23 protein-coding genes are annotated in these 26,740 nt (G+C 64.0%); 5 read left to right on the plus strand and 18 right to left on the minus strand.

The genetic code is table 11. From position 1 onward, the window contains the following. Positions 1-312: 312 nt before the first annotated feature. Entirely contained in the window at positions 313-1,116 is an 804-nt protein-coding gene (locus SADO_RS02480) for an MOSC domain-containing protein (RefSeq protein ID WP_353108928.1), read from the minus strand. A 199-nt stretch (positions 1,117-1,315) separates the two neighbouring features. Here SADO_RS02480 and SADO_RS02485 point away from each other — a divergent pair, with 199 nt between their 5' ends. Continuing rightward, positions 1,316-2,578: a TAXI family TRAP transporter solute-binding subunit gene (locus SADO_RS02485; protein ID WP_353108930.1), complete on the plus strand. Its 1,263-nt coding sequence runs from the start codon at positions 1,316-1,318 to the stop codon at positions 2,576-2,578. Positions 2,579-2,760: 182 nt separating this feature from the next. Here SADO_RS02485 and SADO_RS02490 read toward each other — a convergent pair whose 3' ends face one another. Together SADO_RS02490 and guaA are read right to left on the minus strand one after the other, a co-directional pair. Continuing rightward, on the minus strand, positions 2,761-3,402 hold the full coding sequence (locus SADO_RS02490; protein WP_353108931.1) for a 2-hydroxychromene-2-carboxylate isomerase: 642 nt from the start codon (positions 3,400-3,402) through the stop codon (positions 2,761-2,763). 318 nt (positions 3,403-3,720) lie between these two features. Continuing rightward, positions 3,721-5,298, minus strand: a complete 1,578-nt coding sequence (gene guaA / locus SADO_RS02495) for a glutamine-hydrolyzing GMP synthase (RefSeq protein ID WP_353108932.1) — start codon at positions 5,296-5,298, stop codon at positions 3,721-3,723. Positions 5,299-5,585: 287 nt separating this feature from the next. On the opposite strand from guaA, the gene SADO_RS02500 reads away from it, so the two are divergent. Then, positions 5,586-6,968 (plus strand): YjiH family protein, encoded by a 1,383-nt coding sequence (locus SADO_RS02500; RefSeq protein ID WP_353108934.1) that lies wholly within the window; start codon positions 5,586-5,588, stop codon positions 6,966-6,968. 838 nt (positions 6,969-7,806) lie between these two features. On the opposite strand, the gene guaB is transcribed toward SADO_RS02500, so the two are convergent. After that, positions 7,807-9,273 (minus strand): IMP dehydrogenase, encoded by a 1,467-nt coding sequence (guaB, locus tag SADO_RS02505; RefSeq protein ID WP_353110066.1) that lies wholly within the window; start codon positions 9,271-9,273, stop codon positions 7,807-7,809. Positions 9,274-9,614: 341 nt separating this feature from the next. Between guaB and xseA the strand changes: the two genes are divergently transcribed. Both xseA and SADO_RS02515 read left to right on the plus strand, forming a co-directional pair. Then, the gene (gene xseA, locus SADO_RS02510; protein WP_353108936.1) at positions 9,615-10,997 is read left to right on the plus strand and encodes an exodeoxyribonuclease VII large subunit; all 1,383 of its coding nucleotides are present in this window, start codon (positions 9,615-9,617) and stop codon (positions 10,995-10,997) included. Positions 10,998-11,085: 88 nt separating this feature from the next. Beyond that, positions 11,086-12,099, plus strand: a complete 1,014-nt coding sequence (locus SADO_RS02515) for an SH3 domain-containing protein (RefSeq protein ID WP_353108937.1) — start codon at positions 11,086-11,088, stop codon at positions 12,097-12,099. Between the two features lie 461 nt (positions 12,100-12,560). Here the strand turns inward: SADO_RS02515 and der are convergent, their stop codons facing one another. The 14 genes from der to SADO_RS02585 form a co-directional block, all read right to left on the minus strand. Next, positions 12,561-13,940 (minus strand): ribosome biogenesis GTPase Der, encoded by a 1,380-nt coding sequence (der, locus tag SADO_RS02520; protein ID WP_353108938.1) that lies wholly within the window; start codon positions 13,938-13,940, stop codon positions 12,561-12,563. Between the two features lie 22 nt (positions 13,941-13,962). After that, positions 13,963-15,147 carry an outer membrane protein assembly factor BamB gene (bamB, locus tag SADO_RS02525; protein WP_353108940.1) on the minus strand — a complete coding sequence of 395 codons (1,185 nt, stop codon included), beginning with the start codon at positions 15,145-15,147 and terminating at the stop codon, positions 13,963-13,965. Beyond that, on the minus strand, positions 15,144-15,815 hold the full coding sequence (locus SADO_RS02530; protein ID WP_353108941.1) for a tetratricopeptide repeat protein: 672 nt from the start codon (positions 15,813-15,815) through the stop codon (positions 15,144-15,146). The genes bamB and SADO_RS02530 overlap by 4 nt, the downstream gene beginning before the upstream one ends. Before the next feature lie 67 nt (positions 15,816-15,882). Further along, on the minus strand, positions 15,883-17,160 hold the full coding sequence (gene hisS, locus SADO_RS02535) for a histidine--tRNA ligase (protein ID WP_353108943.1): 1,278 nt from the start codon (positions 17,158-17,160) through the stop codon (positions 15,883-15,885). Between the two features lie 16 nt (positions 17,161-17,176). Then, entirely contained in the window at positions 17,177-18,208 is a 1,032-nt protein-coding gene (locus SADO_RS02540; protein ID WP_353108944.1) for a helix-turn-helix domain-containing protein, read from the minus strand. Then, positions 18,208-18,960: a type IV pilus biogenesis/stability protein PilW gene (gene pilW, locus SADO_RS02545; protein ID WP_353108946.1), complete on the minus strand. Its 753-nt coding sequence runs from the start codon at positions 18,958-18,960 to the stop codon at positions 18,208-18,210. Before pilW ends, SADO_RS02540 begins: the two co-directional genes overlap by 1 nt. Further along, on the minus strand, positions 18,957-20,138 hold the full coding sequence (gene rlmN, locus SADO_RS02550) for a dual-specificity RNA methyltransferase RlmN (RefSeq protein ID WP_353108947.1): 1,182 nt from the start codon (positions 20,136-20,138) through the stop codon (positions 18,957-18,959). The genes pilW and rlmN overlap by 4 nt, the downstream gene beginning before the upstream one ends. A 22-nt stretch (positions 20,139-20,160) precedes the next feature. Continuing rightward, a complete protein-coding gene (gene ndk, locus SADO_RS02555; protein WP_353108949.1) occupies positions 20,161-20,586 on the minus strand; it encodes a nucleoside-diphosphate kinase in 426 nt (141 codons plus the stop codon). Between the two features lie 125 nt (positions 20,587-20,711). Next, positions 20,712-21,059 (minus strand): HesB/IscA family protein, encoded by a 348-nt coding sequence (locus SADO_RS02560; RefSeq protein ID WP_353108951.1) that lies wholly within the window; start codon positions 21,057-21,059, stop codon positions 20,712-20,714. A 7-nt stretch (positions 21,060-21,066) separates the two neighbouring features. Continuing rightward, positions 21,067-21,453: an iron-sulfur cluster assembly scaffold protein gene (locus SADO_RS02565; RefSeq protein ID WP_353108953.1), complete on the minus strand. Its 387-nt coding sequence runs from the start codon at positions 21,451-21,453 to the stop codon at positions 21,067-21,069. Further along, positions 21,450-22,616, minus strand: coding sequence for a cysteine desulfurase family protein (locus tag SADO_RS02570; protein ID WP_353108954.1), 1,167 nt, complete (start codon positions 22,614-22,616; stop codon positions 21,450-21,452). Before SADO_RS02570 ends, SADO_RS02565 begins: the two co-directional genes overlap by 4 nt. After that, on the minus strand, positions 22,613-23,779 hold the full coding sequence (locus tag SADO_RS02575) for a cysteine desulfurase family protein (protein ID WP_353108955.1): 1,167 nt from the start codon (positions 23,777-23,779) through the stop codon (positions 22,613-22,615). Before SADO_RS02575 ends, SADO_RS02570 begins: the two co-directional genes overlap by 4 nt. Positions 23,780-23,798: 19 nt before the next feature. After that, complete coding sequence (gene cysE, locus SADO_RS02580; RefSeq protein WP_353108957.1) at positions 23,799-24,524, minus strand: serine O-acetyltransferase; 726 nt, start codon at positions 24,522-24,524, stop codon at positions 23,799-23,801. Positions 24,525-24,691: 167 nt separating this feature from the next. Next, complete coding sequence (locus SADO_RS02585; protein WP_353108959.1) at positions 24,692-25,495, minus strand: RNA methyltransferase; 804 nt, start codon at positions 25,493-25,495, stop codon at positions 24,692-24,694. Between the two features lie 31 nt (positions 25,496-25,526). Here SADO_RS02585 and SADO_RS02590 point away from each other — a divergent pair, with 31 nt between their 5' ends. Continuing rightward, a complete protein-coding gene (locus SADO_RS02590; protein WP_353108960.1) occupies positions 25,527-26,390 on the plus strand; it encodes an inositol monophosphatase family protein in 864 nt (287 codons plus the stop codon). Positions 26,391-26,740: the final 350 nt, after the last annotated feature.

Raw genomic sequence — 26,740 nt, forward strand, 5'->3', positions numbered from 1 at the left:
TACGGCCGGCCGTCGTCATGAGCAAATATCGCGGAGCAGAACGTCGCGCGAGGAAAGCGCCGATCGATACGGCCTGGCGTCCAGACAGCGGACATGCAATACACAGCCGCATGTCGAACGAATCAGTGACCGGCCGAGCGCTAAAAGCGCGAATTTCACCTCTCTATGCCTTCGGCGGATGACCCGTCGATAACGCCAGGGATTTTCCGGCGACGGTCGGGCTGAAATTCAGCAACAAGACGCGCCTGCCGCTTGTCTACGACCCCGTCGCTACGAGCATAGAAACGCCCGAGAACAAACTCGAAGACGCGATCACTCGAGCACTTCAATAGCCTGTCCCAGAATCACCTCGCCGCGATTCTCCGCCACGAGGTTCTGCCCGAAATAGACGTTGTTATCCGTGCCTTTGCGATAGCGCATCAATGCGTGCATGGGTTGCCCGTCCGGCCGGCGCTCACCGCGTTCCGGATCGACGGTGATCATCACGCAGCGCGCACAGGGCGCATCCACGCGAAACACGACGTCGCCGATACGAACCCGCCGCCAGCCGTCCTCGGCAAACGCCTGTGTACCGCTCGCCACGAGATTGGGCCGGAACTGCGCCATCACATGCGAGCCATCGGTACGCGAATTCACATCCGCCAGCGAAGCTTCGGATGTAAGCAGTAGCGGATAACCATCCGCGAAACTCACGCGGGTTTCGGTTGCACTGCGGTAGCGGCTCGATCGCTCGCCCAGCCATAGCAGGCTCACCGGCTCGCCCACCACACGGCTGAACCAGGCGTCTAGGCGAATCGTCGTGGTCAGCGCCGGGAAGTCATCGGCCCAGACATGGGTATCGAACGGTTTAAGTTCGAAGGCATGCCGCGCCTCGGTGAGCGCGACCTGATCATCATGCATCACTGAAAGCCGGTCGCCGTCGAACCGCGTGACGACCCGCTGCAGTCCCGGATACTTGCGGGCGGTCACGAACGAACCGTCCGGTTTGACCACCATGAATCGACGATCCTGTTCCAGCCCCTCTTCGAAAACTCGCGCGTGGCGCAACGACTCGCCGGCCGTCGATTTGATCGGGTAGCGGTAAATCGCAGACAGCGTCGGCAAGGTTGTCTCCATTGAGTTGAATACCGGCCTATCGGGCAGGGGCGATGGGATGCACCGCGAGCACGCGCCGAGATGAAGAACCGTGGCCGGTCACTCTATTATCCTTTCACGAACAACGGCCCCTGCCCCAGTGTTCCAGGCCGCGGTTGCAAAAGCGTAGCCGATCGCGTTTTGATGCGGTTGGCGTCAATACCCCCAGCAAAGGAATTCCATGGTTCGCGTGTCCGCTCTGATCCTCGCGGTTGTCCTGGCGGCCACGGCGCTGTGGTGGCTGAGCCGGGATATTATCCCGCCATCGACCGTTCGCTTCGCGGCCGGCGTCGAGGGCGGTGGCTACTGGCGGATCGCCACGCAGTATCGCGACATACTCGAAAGAGACGGCATCGATCTGGACCTGATCGCGACCGCCGGCTCGGTCGAGAATGCGCGGCTGATGGCCGAGGGCAAAGCAGACGCCGCGCTGCTGCAAGGCGGCATTGCCGTCGGCGACGATATCCAGACTCTGGGCGCGGTATTCACCGAGCCTTTTCTTATCTTTGCACGCCCGACCGCGGACGTGGACGTGCCGCGCAACCCCGCGCAATGGTCCGGCCTGCGGATCGCGGCGGGCGACGAAGGCTCCGGGACGCGGGCCGCGGCCCAGACGTTTCTGAAAGCGGCAGGTCTGTCCGGCAACGCAAATACCCTGCTGCCGCTCGGCGGCGCCGATGCAGCCCAGGCGTTGACGTCCGGCGATGCGGATGTCGCGCTGTTCGTCGCGCCGCTGTCGGCGCCCTATCTTTCGCAGCTATTGGCAGACGGCGACGCGACCCTGCTGCAACTCGACCATATCGTCGCGCTGTCCCGGCGGATGCCGCAATCGATACTGGTCGACGTGCCCTCCGGCGCCTTCGCCCTCGACCCGCCGCTGCCCGTGCGCGAACGCCAGCTGCTGGGGCTGGTCGCCCGGATCGTCGCACAACCAGAACTGCATCCCGCAATCGTCGACCGGCTGGTCGAAGCCGCGCGGGAAGTCCACGAGCCCGGCGACGTCATCACGCCCGAAGGCCAGTTCCCCTCAATGGACAACACCTCGCTGCCACAGGACGCCTACGCCCGCGACCTGATCGCCGACGGACCGAGCCCGCTGAATGCGTTTCTGCCCTACTGGGTCGTAGCCCAGATCAGCCGCTTCGCAATCCTGTTACTCCCCATCGTGTTTCTGTTGCTGCCGCTGCTACGCACGCTGCCCGGCCTCTACAAATGGAGTATCCGCAACCGCGTCTTCCGCCACTACGCCCGCATCCGCGAAATCGACGAAGCCGCCGCCGAGACCAACGACCCGCAACAACTGCGAGAACTGGAAACCGAACTCGCCGAGCTGGACCGGGAAATCGCAAGCCTGAACCTGCCGCTGACATATCGCGGATACGCCTACGATGCGCGGCTGCATATCGATCTGTTACGTAAACGGATTGCTAATGGTGTGGGGTAAGTAGAACGGCGGGCACGGTCAATACAAGACCTGACACTCGCTCTCGCGTGGTTTGATTGCCGACGGGTTAGGCACGGCGATTAGGATGGAGTGCGAGTAGCGCTATGCCGGTAGCGCATAAGAGGTTTGGTTCGGCATATGTATACCAGCCGTTGGCAGGTTGGAGGTCGCGACCATTACGGCTATCGAGCCAAGTTCATCTGACCAAGCCGCCACTTCAGCGTTTCGATCCGATCCTGTCCAAAGAACGGTTCGCCATCGATCACGAAAGTCGGCACACCCCAATGGCCAGCGTCTGCAAGCATGCGTTGATTCTCTTCTATCTCATCTCTATGGCTTGCGCCATCGCCGATCGAGGCCTCCATTTCCCGTAAGTCCAGGCCGGCTTTTCGCGCGGCGCCGGTGAGGTGATCACCCTCGTGCCAATTCCTTAAACCACCAAAAATGAGTCTCGACACTTCCGCGGCGAACCCCGGCCCGAGGCCTCGACGCTGCGCTTCGACGCCGAGACAACTCAACCAGTAGATATAGGGCTGCTCCGAAGACACAGTGGAATTTTCTATATCCATAACGATCGGGTCAGGAGACGGCCAAGCATGAGGCATCCCCAGGAATTCAGCCCGGCGCTCCCAGTCCAGCAGAATGTATTTGACCTTGTTCAAGTTCTCTTTGGTAAAGAGGATATCGGGACTTCTGAGTGCGATCGGAAACACCACCCGGATATTCACGCGAACGTCATAGCTCTTCTGAACTTCGAGTATTCCGGGCGTCGCGAGATACGAGTAAGGACTTCTAAAAGACCAGAAAACATCAATTTCTTTCATACAGCCCTACTCCATCGGCGATATCGAATTTTTAGCGGCAGCCAATGCATCCGCAGAACGACCTGCGACCTAGACGTCGGACTCGATAGCGTAGCGTCAGCCACGACCGTCATAGTGCAACAATAAGCAATAAGAGTCAGGCTTTACGGCTTTTCTGGGCTGGTTGAAAATAGGTTGCACCCGCTGTCTCTGTATCGTTCTTTCAATCTGCTTGCGAGACGCGCCGTCTTCACGCCCCCTGCCGCACCAAGGCCGAATAACGAAAAAAGCCGCTGCGAAACAGCGGCCCTTTTCAAACCTAACCGATTAGTAGCATCGCTACTCCCACTCAATCGTCCCCGGCGGCTTGCCGGTCACGTCGTAGACCACCCGCGAAATCCCACTCACCTCGTTCACGATCCGCGAGGAGACGTGTTCGAGCAGTTCGTACGGCAAATGCGCCCAGCGGGCAGTCATGAAGTCGATGGTTTCGACGGCGCGTAGCGCGATGACATGTTCGTAGCGGCGGCCGTCGCCTGTAACGCCGACGCTGGAGACGGGCAGGTAGACGGCGAAGGCCTGGCTGACTTTGTCGTACCAGCCGGATTCGCGCAGTTCGTGGATGAAGATGGCGTCGGCCTTGCGGAGCTTGTCGGCGTATCCCTTCTTCACTTCGCCGAGGATGCGCACGCCGAGGCCCGGACCGGGGAACGGGTGGCGCATCAGCATGTCGCGCGGCAGGCCGAGCGCCAGACCCAGTTCGCGGACTTCGTCCTTGAACAGTTCGCGTAGCGGCTCGACGAGGCCGAGCTTCATGTCTTCAGGCAGCCCGCCGACGTTGTGGTGGCTTTTGATGACATGCGCCTTGCCGGTGGCCGAGCCGGCGGACTCAATGACGTCCGGGTAGATGGTGCCCTGGGCAAGCCAGTCGATATTGGTGAGTTCGGCGGCGTGGGCGTCGAAGACTTCGATGAAGGTGTTGCCGATGATCTTGCGCTTGGCTTCCGGGTCTTCCACGCCTTCGAGCTTGCTCATGAACTGGTCTTCCGCATCCGCGCGGATGACGTTCAAGCCCTTGTGCTCGGCGAAGGTGGCCATGACTTCGTCGCCTTCGTTTAGACGCAGCAGGCCGTTGTCGACGAACACGCAGATGAGGTTGTCGCCGATGGCTTCATGAATAAGTGCCGCGGTCACAGAGCTGTCCACGCCACCGGACAGGCCAAGCAGCACGCGCTGATCGCCGACCTGCTCGCGGATGCGCGCGACCAGATCTTCGATGATGTGTTCGGAAGTCCACAGTTCGCCGCAGCCGCAGATCTCGTGGACGAAGCGCGAGAGGATGCGCTTACCCTGGGCGGTATGGGTGACTTCCGGGTGGAACTGGATGCCGTAGTAGCCGCGTTCGTCGTCGGCCATGCCGGCCAGCGGTGCGCTATCGGTGGTGGCGATGACCTTGAAGCCCTCGGGCAGCGTTTTAACTCGGTCGCCGTGGCTCATCCAGACATCGAGCAGGCCGTGGCCTTCTTCGTTGACGTGATCCTGAATATCGGTAAACAGTTTCGAGTGGCCGCGGGCGCGTACGCGCGCATAGCCGAATTCCTTCACCTCGGAGGTTTCCACCTCGCCGCCGAGCTGGGCGGCCATGGTTTGCATGCCGTAGCAGATGCCGAGCACTGGCACGCCAAGTTCCCATACGGCTGCCGGGGCACGCGGGCCCTCTTCTGCCGTCACCGATTCCGGCCCGCCGGACAGGATGACGCCGTTGGGGTTGAAGTCGCGCACGTAGTGATCAGCCACGTCCCAGGCGTAGATCTCGCAGTAGACGTTGGCCTCGCGCACGCGGCGGGCGATGAGCTGGGTGTACTGACTGCCGAAGTCGAGGATGAGGATCTTTTCGGCGTGGATATCCTGGGTCATGCGCAGTGTCGTGCTCGGCTGATGGACTGGATCAGTAACAAGTTACTAAGCCGGGCAGGATACCGAATCACTGCGTGCGCGGCAGCGCTCGCGCGCCCACCCTGCGGCCCGATAGAATAACGCCTTGATGACAGGCGGCCTGCGGCCTTTGCGGCTTGCGATACGCCCGCCTGGTCATCCCGATCACGCGACATTTTGCGCTGCACTGCGGCGTTGCAGCCTGCGTTCATGTGCCACGCACAGGCGAAAGCCGCGCCGCCATTCAAGCCACGCCCAACGGACAACCCATGGCCGACTCCGATTCCTCGACCGCTGGCGCGAGCGCGCCTGCGACTTCCAGCCGCCGCCTATTCCTGCGCTTCGTGATCCCGTCGCTGCTCGGCGTCCTGGCGTTCCTGACCCCGATGTTCGAGGACGGCAAGATCACCATCGGCCTGGCGATTTTGTCGAACGCGCTGGCCGCGCTCATGGACGGCTGGCTCGGACCGATCGCCGGCGTGGTGCTCGCAGTGTCGGCGCTGCTATCGATCTACGCGAACGCCACCGGCGCCGGCAAAAAACACGGCGCTCTGTTCGCTTCGCTGTTCGATATCGGCAAGCCGTTCGTGATCGTGCGCATCGTGGGCGCGATATTCGCGGCGATGACGCTGTTCGGCGTCGGCCCGGAATGGATCGTCGGCGAAAATACCGGCCAGGTCGTGCTGTTCGACGTGATCGCCGCGCTCGTAGCGTTCTTCCTGTTCGCGTCGTTCCTGCTGCCGCTACTCACCGATTTCGGCGGCATGGAGTTCGTCGGCACGCTGCTACACCGAACCTTTCGCACGATCTTCCGACTGCCCGGCCGTTCGGCAGTGGATGCGACCGCTTCGTGGCTGGGCGACGGCACGGTGGGCGTGATCATCACCTCCAAGCAATACGAGAAGGGCTACTACTCGGCGCGTGAGTCGGCCGTAATCGCGACCAACTTCTCGATCGTGTCGATTACCTTTGCGTTGCTGGTAGCCAACTTCACCGAGATCGGGCATCTGTTCATCCCGTTCTATCTCACGGTTACGGCGTCGGGGCTGGTTGCCGCGATCATAGTGCCGCGTCTGCCGCCGCTGTCGCGTAAGCGTGACGACTATTGGCCGGCGACGGGCAAGCAAGTGCCGGAAGACACCGGCGAAGGGCTGTCGCTGTTTCGTTGGGGTCTGCAGCGCGCCATGAAGCGCGCCGCGCACTCACCGGGTTTCGGCCAGCTGCTGCGCGACGGCGCGAGCACTTATGCCGAGATCCTGTTCGGCCTGCTGCCGCTGATCATGGCGATCGGGACCACCGGCATCGCGATTGCGGAGTACACGCCGATCTTCAACTGGCTGACCTTCCCGCTGGTGCCCGTGCTGGAAGCCATGCATGTACCTGAGGCGGCCGCCGCTGCGCCCGCCCTGCTCGCCGGCTTTGCCGATATGTTCCTGCCGGCCATCCTGGCCACCTCGATCGAAAGCGAGTTCACGCGCTTCGTGATTGCCGCGCTTTCGGTGACGCAGCTGATCTATATGTCCGAGGTCGGCGCGGTGATTCTGAAATCGAACGTGCCGCTGAACATTTTCGAGCTGGCTTCGATCTTTTTGATCCGCACGGTGATCACGTTCCCGATCATCGTGGCGATCGCGCATTTGTTTGTGTTCTAGGTTTGAGCGAGCCTGCGGTAGTTGCGCTGGGAGCCGTGGAGCCGACTGATTCGTATAGCGTCGATTCAGCAATCGCGGCTTTAGGCTAAGCGTCTAATAGCCGCTCACGAGCTCTTCGTACCTTTTGTTTCGCACTGCTGTGCGACTCACTTTCTTTTGCTTGTCCAAAAGAAAGTAAGCAAACAAAAAGACACCCGGGCACGGCGCCGGCTGCGCCGGTGCACTCCGACACGCAGCGGCGACGGGGCCCAATACAGACGCCACAGCAACAACGAAGGCCATACCGCCTGCCAAACCGAAATTGACCGTACGACTCCGCTCCCATCGGATTAGGCCTTGCCTAATCCGATATAAAAGAGCGCGGCATTGAGCGAGCGATAGCGAGCTTGCCCGTATTGGGGCCCCTTGGGCGTAGCGCCGAGCAGTGGAGGCCGAAAGCGGAAAAAGACAGCCGGATGTCTGAGCGAAGCGAGTTTCCGGCTGGCACGCTTTCGGCCGGAGCCGCGCAGGGCATCGGCGCGTAGCGCCGACGCAAGACGGGGTGTCTTTTTTTTTGGTGACTTTTATTTGGACAAGCAAATAAAAGACACTCGCACTGCAGCGCGAAACCCCGAGTCGATTACTCCCTAACCGTTGATCCAGCGACCGTTAGCCATAAGCGCTTCGCATCATTTGCTATAGCTCGCGCCACGTTCCCGTCGAATTAAACCTACGACCATTGACAAGCCGGCTCTTCCAGTTGCCGACTCAGCCGTTAAGCGGCTGGCTGATCCGCGAAACAAAAAAGGGCGCGAACCCTGCGGCCCGCGCCCTCTTTCATTCCGAATTCCGCCGTCGATCAATCCACGCGATAGTTCGGCGCTTCCTTGACGATATGCACATCGTGCACATGCGATTCCTTCACGCCGGCCGAAGTGATCTGCACGAAAGTCGGCTGGGTGCGCATCTCGGTGATGTCGTGGCAGCCGGTGTAGCCCATGGAGGCACGCAGGCCGCCGATGAGCTGGTGCACGATGCCGCCGAGCGGGCCCTTGTACGGCACGCGGCCTTCGATGCCTTCCGGGACAAGCTTCTGGATTTCCTCGGAAGGGTCCTGGAAATAACGATCGGCCGAGCCGGAATCGCCGCTCATGGCGCCGAGCGAGCCCATGCCGCGATAGGCCTTGTAGGAACGACCCTGGTAAAGCTCGATCTCGCCCGGAGCTTCTTCGGTGCCGGCGAACATGCCGCCGATCATCACCGAATAGGCGCCGGCGGCGATTGCCTTGGATACGTCACCCGAATAACGGATACCGCCATCGGCGATCAGCGGTACGCCCGTGCCTTCCAACGCGGCCGCGACGTTGGCGACCGCGGAAATCTGCGGCACGCCGATGCCGGCGACAATACGCGTAGTGCAGATCGAGCCGGGGCCGATACCCACCTTGACCGCGTCCACACCAGCCTCGACCAGCGCCTTGGCGCCTTCGGCCGTTCCGACATTGCCGCCGATGATCTGTAGATCGCCGAAGCGCTGCTTGAGCTGGCGCACGGTATCGAGCACCCCGGAGGAATGGCCGTGGGCGGTATCGACCACCACCACGTCCACGCCGGCTTCGGCGAGTGCCTGCACACGGGCAAAGGTTTCCGGACCAGGACCAACCGCGGCGCCAACACGCAAGCTGCCTTGAGCATCCTTGCAGGCGTTGGGGAAGTCGGAGGATTTCTGGATGTCCTTGACCGTAATCATGCCGCGCAGCTCGAAGTCGTCGTTGACCACGAGCACCTTCTCGATGCGGTGATGATGGAACAGGCCGAGGATCTCGTCGCGGTCGGCGCCTTCGCGCACGGTGATGAGCTGATCCTTGGGCGTCATCACGCTGGTCACGGGTGCGTCGAAACGGGTCTCGAAACGCAGATCGCGGCTGGTGACGATGCCCACCGGGATGCCCTTGTCCACCACCGGCACGCCGGAGATGCGGCTGCGGCGGGTGAGTTCGAGCACTTCGCGGATGGTCGCCTCAGGTCCGACCGTGATCGGGTCCGAAATCACGCCGGATTCGTATTTCTTGACGGTGCGCACGTGCTGCGCCTGCATCTCGGGCGGCATCGATTTATGGATGATGCCGATGCCACCTTCCTGCGCCAGCGCGATCGCCAGCCCGGCTTCGGTCACCGTATCCATCGCCGCGGAGATCAGCGGCAGATTCAGGGTGATGTCGCGGGTCAGGCGCGTCGAAAGATCGACGTGACGCGGCAGAACGTCGGAATAGGCGGGCTGGAGCAGGACGTCGTCGAACGTCAGGGCTTGCTCGCTGATTCTCAGGGTCATAGGCTCGCCGGCAGTGGGCGGCTTTACAAGAGCAGTATCGCCGCCGCAAAGACCGCGGATTATAAAGGAAGCCCGGACCTATTCATACACGCCCGAGGCTGCGCGTTCAGGTACGCCGCCGCACGGCAGCCATCGCCCGAAACGCGCTCGCGGCGCCATGTCGGGGCTGAACCGCTTATCGTCGCCGAAGCAGAACTGGCGGCTTTGATACACCGATATCTAAACGATCGCGCGCTGTCGCGCGAGATGCGAACCCCGGCCGCGCAGCGCGGTCTATCGAGCGCGGCCGATTGCAGTCTTTACCACGGTCGCCAATGCCAGGAACATCGCCGCCCATGACCAGCGCCTCCCAGCAGAACGGCCAGGACAATCGCATCGTATTCAGCGTCAGCGAGCTGAATTCGTCGGTGCGGCAGCTGCTCGAGCACAGCTACGGCCTGCTCTGGGTCGAAGGTGAGATTTCCAATCTTGCCCGTCCGCGCTCGGGGCATATGTATTTCAGCCTCAAGGACGGCGACGCGCAGGTGCGCTGTGCACTGTTCCGCGGCAAGGCCCGGCTGATTCGCACACCGCTGGCCGATGGCGACCAGGTGCGCGTGCGAGCGCGCGTGAGCCTGTATGCGGCGCGCGGCGATTATCAACTGATCGTCGAGCACGTCGAGCCGGCCGGCGACGGCGCCCTGCGCCGCGCCTTCGAGCAGCTCAAGGCCAAACTCGATGTCGAGGGGCTGTTCGCAGCCGAACGCAAGCGTGCCCTGCCCGCTGCGCCGCAGCGTATTGGCGTGATCACCTCCGCCACGGGCGCGGCGATCCGCGACGTGCTCAGCGTGGTGTCGCGGCGTTATCCGCTTGGCGCGGTGCGTGTGTACCCGGTGCCGGTTCAGGGCGACGCCGCCCCCGCGGCCATCGTGAAAGCACTCACGCTTGCCAGCGCGCGTGCCGATTGCGACGTACTGCTGCTAGTGCGTGGCGGCGGCTCGCTGGAAGACCTCTGGGGCTTCAACGACGAGAACGTTGCCCGCGCGATCGTCGCCAGCCGTGTGCCGGTGGTATCCGGCGTCGGCCACGAGGTCGACGTGACGATCGCCGATTTCGCGGCTGACGTACGCGCCGCCACACCCTCTGCTGCCGCCGAGCTGGTCTGCCCGGATCTCACCGCCCAGGCGGCAGCCCTGCCACGTATCGCCGAGCGTCTGAGCGCACGCATGGCCGCACGCCTGCAGGCCGCGCGCGAGCGCCTGGCCAGCCTAGAAGCACGTCTGGCGCGACAGCATCCGCGCCGACGCCTGGAAGTGCCCATGCAGCGCCTGGATATGGCAGAACAGCGCTTGCAGCGGGCGATGAACCGTCGTCTTGCTCTGTCGCAGGAGCGCGTTGCCACACTGGGCCGGCGCCTCGGACAGGCATCGCCGCAGAGACGCCTTGAAGCCGCGCGCCTGCAGCGCGATACGCTCGCCCGTCGTCTGGAAACCGCCATGCGCGCGCGGCTGCGCAACGCCGAACAACAGCTCAGCAACGCCGGGCGCGCCCTGAATGCGGTCAGCCCGTTGCAGACACTCGAACGCGGGTATGCTATTGCCCGCGACGATCATGCTCATGTCGTACGATCGGCCGATACAGTAGGACCGGGCGATCGCCTGAGCGTGGATCTGGCCCGCGGACGCCTCGACTGCGAGGTGCGCGCGGTTCATGCCGAATCGGGAGAACGCTCTACCTGATCACTGCCGCAAAGCCGGCGGCGCGTGATGCGAGGGGTATGTGTCAGCCGGCCAAGCGAAATCAACGTCAAAGGGGTTTTTCAGACCTATGTTCCAACCTTCGCCCGCCGCCCTGCGCGGCCGTTCGACGATCGTCGCCGCACTCGCGGCCCTGTTTTTGCTCAGTGGCTGTGTGACGGGCCCGCAAGTCGTCACCCCCGAGCCGCCCGCCATTCCTGAAGGCGGTGAGGCCGTACCCGAAAATAACGAAGTCGTGCTGGAAGACGGCACCCAGCTCGTCGCAGCCGCGCCCTGGGGCCGGATCAAGATCGAAGCCGGGCCGGGCATGCGTCGCGTCTACACCTGGCGTGGCCATCGTCGAGGTGTGATCCTCGAGCCGCGCACGGAACGTTTTGCCGGCAGCATGGGCATCCATTACGAAGGCCAGCCGCCCGTATGGGAAGCCGCCGACGGCATCACGAAGGTGGATATCGAGGAAGGCCAGCGCCGCTTCGAGACCGTGGACGACGCCATGATCTGGATGCAGATCCGTCGCCTTCGCTATAGCTACACCAACGATGGCCTCGTCGTGGGCTGGAAGCCCAAGGGCGACACGCTGGTGGTCGAACTCTGGCAGTTCTATATCGACGGCGAGAAGCCGACGAGCCTGCCCAACGCCGACGACACGCGTATCGCCACCGGTCCGCTCGAAGTCGTGCCGCAGGAAATGAAGCCGGTATTGATGTTCGCCGACGGCCATACCGAGCCGTATACGCCGAAGACGGCTTCGAAGCCGGCGGCCGCGCAAAGCAGCCAGGCGGCCAAGGCAGCGGAGAGCAAGGCAGAGGCCGCAGCGGCTTCCGCGGCAGCGAGCGCCGAGAAGGCGGCCGCGGCAGCAGACAAGAAAGCTGCCGAGGAGGAGGAAAGCGCCCCGCGTGCCGAGATCGAAGGCAATGTGGTCAACATCCGCAGTCGTGCGACCACGGATTCCGACGTGCTCTGGCAGGCGAAGAAAGGCGATTCGGTCGCTATCCTGAAGGAAGACCGCGACTGGCGTTACGTCGAGTTCGAGGACGGCCGCAAGGGCTGGGTCGCCAATTTCCTGCTCAAGCACGAGAAATAGATACCGCTGAGACTGGAACGGCCGCCGCGTAGCGGCCGTTCCGCAGGGTTCGATTTCGTTCGTATTGCCAGAACGATCGATCACCTGCCAGCGGAGACAAACCTAGGGCGAGCTATCCGTTGCGGTACGGCCGCGCTGTCGCCCGGCAATTTCTGGAAACCGACGCCGACACGTTTATCCGTGCCGGCGTCGGTTTTTTTATGTCTGCTTTCAGCAGATCGCGCTGACGACGACCGCGCTAAAACGCGTCTAGAGTCAGGTCTCTGATCAGCGTCAATCCGGGGTGCCTGCTAACCGGACCACCGCGGGAATGCGGATGGCGCTGGCTGAGCGCTGCTGCGCGGCTGGCCAATGCAGGGGCCGGGCTCGTCGTGCGCGCAGGCGCCCACGACAGGACTTGCTCGACGCCCTGTCGCGTGTTCCAACCCTGCTCTATTAGGCGCGAGGTTGGTGCGCCTACGTTAGCGACTACGGCGTGGGGAGCCGCTTTTGCTCTTGCCGCCTCGGCCGTCCTTCACATAAGGATTATCGCTGTTCTTGAACACCAGATTGATTGGCGTGCCGAAGAGATTGAATTTCTCTCGGAAGCGACGCATCAGATAGCGCTTGTACTCGTCGGACAGGCGCTGGGTCTGATTGCCATGAATCACGATCGTCGGCGGGTTGCGGCCGCCCTGGTGCGCATAGCGCAGCTTGATCCGCCGGCCGTGCACGGCGGGCGGCGAATGGCCCTCGACCGCATCTTCAAGCGTGCGCGACAGCGCGTTGGTGGTCATCTCGGCAAACGCGGCTTTATGCGAAGCCTGCACCGCATCGAGAAGTTCGCGCAGGCCGGAACCATGCAGTGCGGAGATGAACAGCAGCGGCAGGTAATCGAAGGCGCCAATACGCTCGACCAGCTCGGCATGCAGCTTTTCGCGCGCCTTGCTCTTGAGGCCGTCCCATTTGTTGACCGCGATCACGGCCGCCCGGCCACGCTCGATCGCCAGGCTGAGCAGGCGCACGTCCTGGGCGGACAGGCCACTGGCCGCGTCGAGCATCACGATCACCACCTGCGCCTGTTCGGCCGCCTGCATGGCCTTGACCACGCTGACCTTCTCGACCGGGTCGTCGATACGCGAGCGCCGACGCACCCCGGCGGTATCGACAATGACGTACGGCTTGTCGTCGAAGGTGAATTCGCTGGCGACCGCGTCGCGCGTCGTGCCCGGCGCGTTCTGCGTCAGCATGCGGGTTTCGCCCAGCAGACGATTGACTAGCGTCGACTTGCCGGCATTCGGCCGCCCCAGCAGGGCCAGACGAATGGCATCGCGATGATGCGGAAGCACCTGGGCACGCGGCTCCGGCAAGCTGGCGAAGACATGTTCCAGCACGGCCGAAATACGATCGCCGTGGGTCGCGGAAATGGCCCAGGGGTCGCCCAGAGCCAGTGCATGGAACTCGGCCGATGCGCTGACCGCAACCTGGCCTTCGCTCTTGTTCACCACGACATGCACGGGCTGATCGATCCGTCGCAGCTGCTCCGCGATGGTCTCGTCGCCGGCGAGCAGGCCTTGGCGGGAGTCGACCACGAACAGCACGACATCGGCTTCTTCCAGAGCCGCGCGGGTCTGGGCGAACGCCTGGCTGTCGATATCCTCGTCGTCCTGACCGATACCGCCGGTATCGATGACAATGTAGCGCCGCCCGGCATGCACGGCGAAGCCGTAGTGGCGATCGCGGGTCACGCCCGGCTGATCGGCCACCAATGCGTCACGGGTGCGCGTGAGGCGGTTGAACAGCGTGGACTTGCCCACATTGGGCCGACCCACAAGGGCCACCACGGGTAGTACGGATTCCATGGGGCCAGCCTCGGCGTTGCGGTTATCGATCGCCGCTGGGCGTGAAACGCAGCGCGGCGATCTCGCCGTAGGCGCCAAGCACGATCACATGGTTACCCGTCACGATCGGCTGCGAGCGGATCGGCTCGTCGAAGACGTGCCCGCGGGCGATCACGCTGCCGTCGTCAGCCGACAACCAATGCACATAGCCTTCGTAATCGCCGACTACCAGATCGCCCTCGTAAAGCGCGGGACCGGTGAGCTCACGATATTTGAGGCCTTCCTGCTTCCACGTTTCACTGCCAGTGAGACGGTTGACCGCAGAGACGTCGCTGTCGCGATCAGCGGCATAGATATTTCGCTGGTCGTGCCCAAGCGCCCGCTCGGAGGCGATCTCGTGCTTCCAGCGTACGCGGCCCGACGTGATCGCCAGGGAGGCGAGCTGACCGCCGGCGCTTACGGCGTACAGTTCGTTGTCCATCACCAGCGGGTCGGCATCGATATCGACGATACGCTCGAGCTCGGAGCGGCCGCTCGGAAAAGCGATCGCCTGCGACCAGCGCTCTTCGCCGGTGTTCACGTCCAGCGCGAGCACCTTGCCGTTGTCGAGCCCGGCATACACGGTATTGCCGTCGATCACCGGCGACGACGTGCCGCGCAGGGTCAGCGTGGGTACGCTGCGCTCGATGGTCCAGCGGCGGTTGCCGGTGGCCAGGTCAAGGGCGACCAGACGGCCGTCCAGCGTACGCGCCACGGCCAGCTCGCCGTTGGCGGCGGGTGCAGCGATGATCTCGCTCGACAGCTCCGCGGTCCATTCGCGTTCGCCAGTCGATGCCGACAGCGCGACGATCTCGCCGTCACGCGTGCCCATGAGCAGCAGGCCGCCCGACACCGTCGGCCCCGAGATCAGGCGATCGCCGGTACGCGAACGCCAGATGCGATCGCCGCTGGCCAAGTCGAGCGCGACGACATAGCCGTCGCTGTTAGCCACATAGACCCGATCGTTCTTGATCGCGGGATCAAAACCGCTGACGTATTCGCCGGCGCCCTCACCTGCGTCCGTCTTCCAGACCGTATTCATGCGATAGGCCGGCGCGTTGAGCTCGGTCAACGGGGTCGGCTCGGTCACATTGGCGCCACCGCCACAGGCCGTGAGTACCGCACCCGACAGGGCCAGCGCGGCGATCAGGCCGGTCGTGCGAACAGAATTCGTGCGTCGATCATTCATGATGCAGAAGCGCTCTCTTTATCGGTCGGCGCGTCGGCCGCATCGGCCGGCGCGTTATCGGCAAGCTTGGTCTCGAGCGCACGGCTCGGGGTGTCCTGCGGCAGGTTCTCGAGGGCCAGCTGGTAGGCCTTGTAGGCCGCTTCACGATCGCCCTGGGCCGCGTGAATATCGCCCCGCACCTCAGCATAGAGTGCGTCGAACGACGGGGGATGCTCGGCGTCGAGCATCTTCAGGGCCTCGTCGGCGTTGCCTTCAGTCCATGCCAAACGTGCGGCACGTACCCGCGCGATGTGGGATACACCCTCGCTGGCAGCGTTCTCCACCACCCAATCGAGCTGCTCACGCGCTTTGGCGTAATCTTCCTGTTCCACATAGTGACCGGCCAGGCGCAGCGCGGCGTTGGCCGCATACGGCGTGCCTGCGTAGTCGTCCTTCAGACGGGTCGCAGTTTCCAGCACCGTCTCGTTGACCTCGCCATTGGCGACGCCCTGCTCTACCTGCTGGTAGATGTCGGCCGCCTCGGTGGCCTGGTTCTCGCTATGCCAGCGCCAACCCTGCCAGCCGATGATCACGACCAGCCCGACCACGACACCGATTACCAGTGCCATGCCGTTGGAATCCCACCAGCGCTTGAGGCTGTTCATTTCTTCGTTTTCGAATTGGGCCATGCGTCGAGCTTTGCGTTGTTATTGGAGAAAGACGTTGTAAAGACTGCAATCAAGCCAGCAGGTTCATTCACTCGCCGGCCAGCAGCGCAGCCAGCCGTTCGGCGGCCTGATCAATGGCGACCTGTTCCTGCGGGCGCCGATCCGCCAGCGGCTTGATCTGGATTTCGTCGGCCGCGGCTTCGTCGTCGCCGAACACGAGCGCGAACTGCGCGCCGCTCTTGTCGGCGCGCTTGAACTGCGACTTCATGCTGCCGCCGCCGGCATGCACACGCAGGCGTAGCTCCGGCAATGCATCACGCAATGCCTCGGCCAGGGCCGGCACACGGGCACTCGCCGCATCGCCGGTATGGATGAGATAGACCTGCGGCTTGAGATCATCAAGCGGCACGTTCTGATCAAGCATGAGCGCAATCAGGCGTTCCACACCCAGGGCGAAACCCATGGCTGGCGTTCCGCTGCCGCCAAGCTGTTCGACCAGACCGTCGAAGCGCCCGCCGGAGCAGACCGCGTCCTGAGCACCGAGGTCCGAGGTGATCCACTCGAACACCGTGCGCGTGTAGTAGTCCAGCCCGCGCACCAGCCGCGGATTGATCGTGTAATCGATCCCGAGCGCGTCCAGGCCTTCGCACAGGCCGTCGAAATGTGCGGTGGATTCGTCGCCGAGATGCTCGCGCAGTGTCGGCGCCTTCTCGACCAATTCGGCCATCGCCGGGTTCTTGGTATCGAGAATACGCAGCGGATTGCGGTCGAGACGGCGCTTGCTGTCCTCGTCCAGCGTATCCGGACGCGCGCTGAAATAGGCGTGCAGCGCATCGCGGTAGTCGGCGCGTTCGTCCGGCGTGCCGAGGGTGTTGATCTCGAGGCGCATGCCGGTCACGCCGAGGGCGGCGAACAGACGCGCGGCCATGGCGATCTGTTCGATATCCACATCCGGCCCGGTCTGGCCGAAGGCCTCGACACCGAACTGGTGGAACTGGCGATAACGGCCCTTCTGTGGCCGCTCGTAACGGAACATCGGGCCGGTGTACCAGAGACGCTGGGTGGCGTTGTGCAGCAGGCCGTGTTCGATGCCTGCACGCACCGCGCCGGCCGTGCCTTCCGGGCGCAGCGACAGCGATTCGCCGCCACGATCCTCGAAGGTGTACATCTCCTTCTCGACGATGTCGGTGACTTCGCCGACGGCGCGCTTGAACAGCCCCGTGCGCTCCATGATCGGCAGCCGGATCTGTTCGTAGCCGTAGCCGGCGAACACGCGCGCGGCCACGCGTTCGAGCGTTGCCCAGGCCGCGTTGTCGGCCGGGAGGATGTCGTTCATCCCGCGGATGGACTGGATACGCTGGCTCATGGGTCGAGTCGGGCTTTTAGTTGTCGCGGGCTTCGACGGTGAGTCGGGCGGTGCTGTTGCTCGTGGTCTGGGCTTGCACGTCGACGTCTTGGCCGCCGATCTGCATGCTCACCCCCGGCGCATAGCCGAGCGTGATGCGATACGGCGCGTCGGCTTCGAACTCGCGCGTCTCGCCGGCTTCGTAAATGCCGGTGAGCAGCCGCGAGCCGTTGGCATCGCGGATATCCACCCAGGAGCGATCAGTAAAGTTCACGGCCAGATGGTTGGGCGCAACCTGCGGCTCCGGCGGCGCCTGCTCGGCTTCACGCCGGCGGCGCTCGGCCTCGCGGTCGATGCCGAGCGTATCGTTCACGTTCCGCCCGCCGCTGCGCTGCCCGGTGTTGGGCATCGCGCTGCGATCGGCACTGCCCGGACCATCCGAGGCGCCGGGCGAGACGCGCAGGCTGGTGCCCGTCTCGCGTGAACGTTGCGAGGTCGGCCGACCATTGCCTGTCGCGCTGCTGTTGCCGCTGCCAATACGGTTGCCAGAGCTGCTGCCGCCCTGGCCGCTGGCCAGCGCCGCCGTATCGCCATCTGCGCCCGCATTTTCTTCCGGCAGGTCGCCGTCCGGCATGAACAGAAACACTGCGCCAACCACCAGGGCCAGCACAACCAGGCCGATGATGCCGAAGGCGCGCCAGTTCGGCGGTGTAACGTCTTGCGGTACCACGTCGACGGCGGCCGGCGGTGCCGTTTGCGACGACGTCTTCTTGCCGCCCCAGGCCGCATAAGCCTGATTCATCTGTTCGGCGTCGATGTCGAGCACCTTGGCGCATTGGCGGTAGTAACCGCCGGCGAAGATCGGCTGCGAAAGCTGGTCGAACTCGTTGTTTTCGAGCGCGTGAACGGACTTTTCCGAGAGCTTGGTTTCGGCACACAGATCCTCGACCGACCAGTCGTGCGCCAGACGCGCCTCGCGCAACAACTCGCCGGGCGACTTCATGTCGGACCGGTTGCGCGCAGGACGCTCGGGTACGCTTTCATCGGAAGGCTGCATGGATTCGTTCATCAGCGCGATTGCTCCAGTTGGCGCAGTGACAGCGTCGCACTCGGTTTACGGCTGTTATGGCGTTCGACGTAGGCGCTTGCGGCCTCGCGATCGCCCAGGGCCAGTTCGATACGCGCGCCGAGCAAAAGCTGCTCGGGGGCGAGCTGGCTGACCGAGTCCGCTCGCTCATTGAAAGCGCGGGCTCGCAAAAAATCACCCTGTTCAAACTTCAGCCGCGCCATGTCCGACAGCGCGGTGAACTGATCGGCGTTGGCCGCCAATGCTTGACGATGATAACGCTCGGCCGCTTCCACTCGGTCAGCCCGATGCAGGCACAGCCCGGCGTTGGCGAGTGCGTCCGCACGCCCGGCGTAGCGCGGGTCCTTGGATGCACGACTGAAATACTTCACCGCACGATCCACGTCGCCCTGCTTGCACAGGAACGCGGCATAGCTGTTGTAGATGGGCGCACCAGGCTGCAGGTCGAGCGTCTTTTCGTAGTAGCGCTCGGCGTCCTGGGTCTCGCCCAGCCGATCGCTCACGATCGCCATGCCCCAGTTCGCGGCCAGGTTGTTGCTGTCATACCCCAGGGCGCGCTGAAAACGCGACAGCGCCTGTTCGTTGTCTTCCTTGCGCAGAAAATCCGCGCCGAGGCTGGCATTGGCTTCGGCCGCGCGCTGGTTGTCGACCGCGTTACGGCTGCCGGCACAGCCGGCAGTCGCCACGAGCACGGCCAACAGCAACAACAGGACTACAGCACGCCGCTGCCTCATACCGACGCAACCGGCTTGGACTCGACCCGGATCGGCACATCGCGAAAGTGCCGTTTCTGCTTGCTCCGCACACGGCCGACCAACTGCCCGCAGGCCGCGTCGATATCGTCACCGCGGGTACGCCGCACCGTGGTGCGCAGCCCCTTGTTGTGCAGGATGTCCTGGAACTGGCGGATTCGCGCTTCGTCGGGGCGGGTGTAGCCGCTGCCTTCGAAAGCGTTGAACGGGATCAGATTGATCTTGGCCGGCCGATTGGCCAGCAGCTTGACCAGCCCGCGTGCCTGCTCGGGATTGTCGTTGACGCCGTTGAGCAGCACGTATTCATAGACCACGTGGGCCCGTCGCTGCTTGTCTTCGACATAGCGATCACAGGCCGCCATGAGCTCGGCCAGCGGATACTTGCGGTTGATCGGCACGAGTTCGTCGCGCAGATCGTCAGTCGGCGCGTGCAACGACACGGCCAGGGCGACATCCACTTCTTCGCGCAGGCGATCCATGAACGGCACCATACCCGAAGTCGACACCGTAACCCGCCGTTTAGACAGGCCGAATCCGTAATCGTCGAGCAGGATACGAATCGCCGGCACTACCGCGCGGTAGTTGGCCAGCGGCTCGCCCATGCCCATGAACACGATGTTCGACAGCGCCCGATCGCCGTGGACCAGGCCCTGGGCACGGAGGTCGTGCTCGGCCATCCACACCTGGCCGACGATCTCGGCCGTGGTGAGGTTACGGTTGAGGCCCTGCTTGCCGGTCGCACAGAAAGAGCAATCCAGCGCGCAGCCGATCTGCGACGAGATACACAGCGTCGCGCGGTCTGCCTCGGGGATGTAAACCGCCTCGATGGCGTTATCCGGATCCAGATCCTCGGTTACCGCCAGCAGCCATTTACGGGTGCCGTCGGTAGCCTTCTGCTCGCGAATCTTGGCCGGCGGGTGGATCTCGGCGATGTCGGGCAGACGCTCTCGGAGCGCCTTGCTCAGATCCGTCATCGCCGAGAAGTCGGTCACGCCGCGGGCATAGATCCACTGCATGACCTGCTTGGCCCGGAACGCCGACTCTCCGTGCTCACGAAAGAAGGCCGCCATGGCCTCGCGGTCCAGACCAAACAGGTTGACGCGCGTCGCTTTCGCGGCGGCGGAGCTGGTCGTTTTGGTTTCGCTTGCTTTCGTGCTCATGGACAGACGACGCGTTTCGGATTTATCGCGGGCAGAGGCCATCCTGACCGAAGAAGAACGCGATTTCCTGCTCGGCGGTTTCCGGGGCGTCCGAACCGTGCACGGCGTTCGCGTCGATGGACTCGGCGAAATCACCACGGATGGTGCCGGCTTCGGCTTCCTTCGGATTGGTCGCGCCCATCAGGTCGCGGTTCTTGGCGATGGCGTTCTCGCCTTCGAGAGCCTGCACCATCACCGGACCGGAGATCATGAAGGAGACCAGCGCATCGAAGAACGGGCGCTCGGAATGCACGGCGTAGAACTTCTCGGCATCCTCGCGGGACAGATGCACCATGCGTGCACCGATGATGCGCAGGTCGGCCTTCTCGAAACGGCTGAGAATCTCACCAACAACGTTCTTGGCTACGGCATCGGGTTTGATGATGGACAGGGTGCGCTCAACGGCCATGGTCTCTCCTACTGGAACGGCAAATCGCTAAAAAATGCGCACCAGCGAGTGGCTGGCGCGATGGCTAACCTCCCATTGTAGCGTTCTGCCCCACCGCTTGTCAGGGCGCGCCGCGCCGCCGCGCGCTAGACCGTGAACGACTCGCCGCAGCCGCAGGCATGCTTTGCGCGCGGATTATCGAATCGAAACATGCGGTTGAGACCTTCGGACTTGAAGTCGAGGGTGGTGCCACTCAACACCGCCAGGTGCTTGCGGTCGACCACGACTTTTGCGCCAAAGCCTTCAAATACGCCGTCGTTGGCGCTGATCTCGTCGGCATAGTCCATCGTGTACATATAACCGCTGCACCCGGACTTGCGCACACCCACCCGCAGACCGATGCCACTGCCCCGCTTGGCCAGCTGGGCATTGATCCGCTCGGCTGCGGCCTGCGTCAGCGTTATTTCCTCGGTTTCGACTGCTGTTTCACTCATAACCTCATCATCCCAGATTGCCCAGTGCGCTGGCCAATGCGTCGATTGCGAGCAGCGCCGCATAGCGCTCGCCCGGCGCAAGAGCCAGTGCCTGTTCGATGTCCCGCAGTTTTAGACTGCGGGCGTCATTGATCGTTCGGTCGCGCAACTGTTCACAGAGCCAGTCCGCACAGGCCACCACCACCGGTGGGCCGAATGCCGCGAACGCCGCCGCGACGATACGCCGTTCGTTGTCTTCCTGCTCGCAGGCGAGATGGATTCGACAGTGCGCATCCTCGCCCGGGGTGTCGGCATCGCCCACACCTTGCCATTGAATAATGGCACATTCAGCGAGCGCGTGTCTCGGCGCGAGAAAACGCGCCAGCCAAGGGTCCTCCGCCGTCGACGCGCTCATGCCGCCGGCGCCAGCGCGCGCAGCCGCTCCACCTCGGCCACGAAACGCCTGCCCGCCTGCTCGATTGTGGCGTCGTCCGTGTTCGCGCCGAGACTGAAACGGATACTTGCGCCCGCTTCGCGCGGCGTGCGCCCCATCGCGCGTAGCACATAGGACGACTGCCCCTTGGCCGCGCTACAGGCCGCGCCCGACGAGACCGCCAGCGCCGGTGTGCCCTCGGTGAGCCCGATCAGCAGCGCTTCGCCATGCACGCCGGCCACGCTGACATTGAGAAACGGCGCTGCGACCTGCGCGGGCGCGCCGTTGCGCATCACGCCTTCGAGGCTGTCGATCTGCCCCCACAGGCGATCGCGTAGCGCGCCGAGACGCGCCTGCTCTTCGCCACGCGTCGCTGCGACATGATCCGCCGCGGCGCCAAAGCCCGCAATCTGATGGGTAGCGAGCGTGCCGGAACGCAATCCACGTTGCTGACCGCCGCCATGCAATTGCGCAGCAATGCCGGTGCGCGGGCGCACGAACAGTGCGCCGATGCCTTTCGGCCCGCCGATCTTGTGAGCCGAAACCGACAGCAGCGCGATGTTCATGGCGTCCATATCGATCGGCAACCGCCCGAGGCTCTGGGCGGCGTCGACGTGCAATGCAACGCCATGCTCGCGGCACAGGTCCCCGATCGCGGCAATCTCCTGGATCACGCCGGTTTCGTTGTTCACATGCATCACCGAGACCAGCGTCGCGCCGTCGGCAATGGCGCGATCGAGCGCTTCGAGATCAAGCCGACCGTGATCATCGACGCCCAGACGCGTCACCCGGGCCCCACGTTTTTCCAACCAATCCAGCGTATCGAGCGTGGCGCTGTGTTCCGTGACCACGCTCACGACGTGCGCATCGCCGCCGGCGAATTCTGCCGCGCCCTTGAGCGCGAGATTGATCGATTCGGTCGCGCCCGATGTCCAGATCAGGTCGCGCGGCCGGGCGTTGACGAGCCCGGCCAATCCTGCAGCGGCAGCGGCGACCTCGTCAGCGGCCGCGCGACCCGGGGCATGCAGCGAAGCGGGATTTGCAGACGTATCGAGCAGCGCTCGCTGCATGGCCGCGAAAACGCCGGGCGCGAGCGGCGCGGTCGCAGCATGGTCGAGATATAGAACGTCGCCCGCCGCGCTCATCCCAGCACGGAGGCGCTGATGCTTCCGGGCATGGCTACACCGCCGCCATCGGACAGGCGCCCCAGCACAAGCAGGAACTGCTGGATTTCCTCCAGCGTGTTCTGAGGCCCGAGGCTGACGCGAATCGCGCCCTGGGCAACGGCCGGGTCGATGCCCATGGCCAGCAGCACCGGGCTTGGCTCACCGGTGCCCGCAGCACAGGCCGAGCCGGACGACACCGCAATATCCTCGCGATCGAGCAGCATGAGCAGGCCTTCGCCGTCATAGCCGGCGACCGCGAACTGGCAGGTGTTGGCCAGACGTTCGGCATGTGCCGAGAAGCGGGTGATACCGGGCATGGCGTCCAGCCCGGCCTCCAGCTTGTCGCGCAGATCACGCATGTGCGCGATCTCGGTGTCGCGATGGACCATGAGCCGTTTCGCCGCCGCGCCGAAGCCCACGATCCCGGCGACGTTGTAGCTGCCCGAGCGCAGACCCTGTTCGTGGCCGCCGCCGTGGATGAGCGGCGCCATGTCCATCTGCTTGTCGACGATCAGCGCACCCACACCTTTCGGGCCCTGGATCTTGTGCGACGACAGGCTCGCGCAATGCGCGCCGCTGGCCGCGAAATCGAAGCCCAGCTTGCCGATCGCCTGAACCGCGTCGGTATGTAGCCACACCCCGGCCGCGCTCACGATCTTCGCGATCGCAGCCATATCCTGGATCACGCCGGTTTCGTTGTTCGCCGCCATGATCGAGACCAGCGTGACGTCGCGGGCCGCGAGTTCGCGTTCCAAATCGGCCGTATCGACCCGCCCTTCGCTATCGACCTTAAGACGGTCGACCCGCCAGCCGTCGCGCTCGAGCGCTTCCGCCGCATCGGTGATCGCGGGATGCTCGATCGGCGAAATCAGCATCCGACCCGGTTTTCGCATGGCCGCCACGCCCTTGAGCGCCATGTTGTCGGCCTCGGTACCGCCACCGGTGAAGATCACCTGCGACGGATGGGCATTCACGCAGTCCGCCACCCGCCCGCGCGCTTCGTCGACCGCGGCGCGTGCCTCGCGACCGGCACGATGCAGCGACGACGCGTTGCCGTGGCGTTCGGTCAGCCACGGGCGCATCGCCTCGAATACATCGGGATGCATCGGGGTGGTCGCGTTGTGGTCGAAATAGATGCTCATGGCGCGGGGGCGACCTGAATCAGGCCTTGTCTGTCTGCTGCTCGCCAAGCTGCTCGGACAGACGCTTCGTCAGCGCTTCCAGCTCGTCCTGGCGACGTTCCAGCGAGTCGATATGATCGAGCATGGCGTCGATGCCGTTGGCGACCGGATCGGGCATGTCCTGGGCTACGCCATAGGTCGAGAAGCCGATTCGATCGGCGGTCTCGCGGCGCCGATCCTCAGGGGTGCCGTCCTTGCACTTGACCAGCTTGGCCGGCACGCCGACTGCGGTGCAGCCGGGCGGCACTTCCTTGACCACCACCGCATTGGAGCCGATCCGCGCGCCGGCGCCGACCGTGAACGGACCCAAAACCTTGGCGCCCGCGCCCACGACCACGTCGTTGGCCAGCGTGGGATGGCGCTTGCCGGGATTCCAGCTGGTGCCGCCGAGCGTTACGCCCTGATAGAGCGTCACGTCGTCGCCGATTTCGGTGGTCTCGCCGATCACCACGCCAAAGCCGTGGTCGATGAAGAACCGCCGGCCGATGGTCACGCCCGGATGGATTTCGATGCCCGTCACCCAGCGCGACATGTGCGATACGAAGCGCGCGACCCATTTCAGCCGGTGCGTCCAGCACCAGTTCGCGACGCGATGCCACCAGAGCGCGTGCAGGCCAGGATAAGAGAAGACCACCTCCCAGACGCTGCGCGCGGCGGGGTCGCGCTCGAAGATGGTCTGAATGTCTTCGCGCATGCGGGCGATCATTTCGCGCCCCAAAGCGCAGCCAGCGCAGGCGCCTGCGCGACTGATGGCGAATCGTGCTGATTCATGCTGTTGTCCTCGCGCCGATCGGGCGTTATTCGGTCAGTACCCCACTATTTCGGGTCGCGCGCCACCGGATCAAGTCTTACGAGTCGTTCTTCGACAGACAGTCAGTTCTGATCGGTGCGCGTATCGCCCGTATCCATCGCGCCGCGAAGCGGTCGCCGGCGCGGGTCCAGCGCGCGCAGCGCGCCGCGCAGGATATTGAGTTCGGTACGATCCGGCGCGGCGCGATTGAACAGTCGACGCACCCGGCGCATCAGTACACCCGGCGCTTCGGGATCGAGAAAACCGCTGGTCTCGAGTACGTCCTGCCAGTGGCTGAACAGGCCCTCCATGTCGGCCGTGGATACCGGCTCGTGCGCCGGCACGGCTTCCGGCGCGTCGCCCGCCGCCATGCGCAGCTCGTAGGCCACAACCTGCACGGCCGCCGCCAGATTAAGCGAGCGGTAGTCCGGATTGGTCGGCACCTGCAGATGCAGCTGGCACAGATCAAGCTCAGCGTTCTCCAGACCGCTGCGTTCACGCCCGAATACGAGCGCCACGGTCTGATCCTGCGCCAGCTCGACCGCGCGCACGGCGGCCGTACGCGCATCGACCAACGGCCAATGGGTACTGCGTCGGCGCGCACTCGCGCCGATCGCCAGCACGCAATCGCCGATCGCCTCTTCGAGCGTATCGACCACGCGCGCATTCTGGAGCACGTCGTCGGCGCCGGAGGCACGGGACGTCGCCTCCGCATCCGGATAACGCTCGGGCGCGACCAGCGCCAGGTCGTGCAGACCCATCACCTTCATGGCGCGAGCCGCCGCCCCGATATTGCCGGGGTGCTGGGCGCCGACCAGCACAATCCGCAGTCGGCCCAGGCGGGCCGCGTCGAAGGTCGGATTTTCGGGCGTGGCCGGGTCCGTCATAACCGCGTCTCGCATCGCATAAGGCGTGCAGATGGTACGCTACCCGGCTTTTCATGGCTCGCCGGGCACATCGATGCCGGGGTTCGACAAGGATTCGCCGATGCAACCGTTGACCAATATCGCCGTAACGGCCGCCCGCCGTGCCGGGGACGTGATCCTGGGCTACTACCGGCGTGGCGATACCGGCGAGGTGACCGCCAAGAGCGGCCGCAACGATTTCGTCACCGAAGCGGACCAGCGCGCCGAGCAGGTGATCATCGACACCATCAGCCGCGTTTACCCGGATCATGCCTTCATGGCCGAGGAATCGGGCGAAGCCGGCGATTCGGACACCGTCTGGATCATCGACCCCATCGACGGCACCGCCAATTTCATTGCCGGCATCCCGCATTTCTGTGTCTCGATCGCCTGCCAGGTCAACGGCGTGCTCGAACACGCGGTGATCTACGATCCGGTCAAGGATGAGCTGTTCACCGCCGATCGCGGTGCCGGCTCCAGCCTGGATGGCAAGCGTATCCGCGTGACTCGTACCGTGCGTCTGCGCCAGGCCCTGCTCGCGACCGGCTTTGCCTATCGCAAGAAACAGGACATCGCCACCCATATGCCGGTGTTCAACCGCCTGCTGTCGGCGAGCTCGGACATCCGTCGTGCCGGCTCGGCTGCACTGGACCTGGCTTATGTTGCCGCCGGGCGCCTCGACGGCTTCTGGGAAATGGGTCTGGCGCCCTGGGATATGGCGGCGGGCATACTCATGGTGCGCGGCGCGGGCGGTATCGCTGGCGATATCAAGGATCGTGATCCGATGGAAACCGGCAATGTCATTGCGTCCAATCCCAAACTCTATCCGCAGCTGATCGAGAAGATCGAGCGCACGCCGAGCGGGCGCGCTTCTTAGGTCACACCAGCGGCGCTCTTTTAACGCGGTCATCACGCTCAAGAACCGCTAACTTCGGGCCGCAAGTCTTTCGGCGCTCACGAGTTTGACGGACCTTTTGTTTCGCACTGCTGTGCGAGTCACTTCTCTTTGCTTGTCCAAAGAGAAGTGCCCAAGAGAAAGGACACCCGGGCACGGCGCCGGCTGCGCCGGTGCACTCCAACACGCAGCGGCGACGGGATGCGTACAGAACTCGGATCGCTTTGGCGATCCTCAAACATGCTGTACGCACCGGCGCAGTGCGCCGGACACCCGCCGCCACTACGTGCCTCCGTCGCCGTGCAACGGGACCCGATACAAGACACCAAGCT

Source organism: Salinisphaera dokdonensis CL-ES53, assembly GCF_040361215.1.
GTDB classification, from domain to species: domain Bacteria; phylum Pseudomonadota; class Gammaproteobacteria; order Nevskiales; family Salinisphaeraceae; genus Salinisphaera; species Salinisphaera dokdonensis.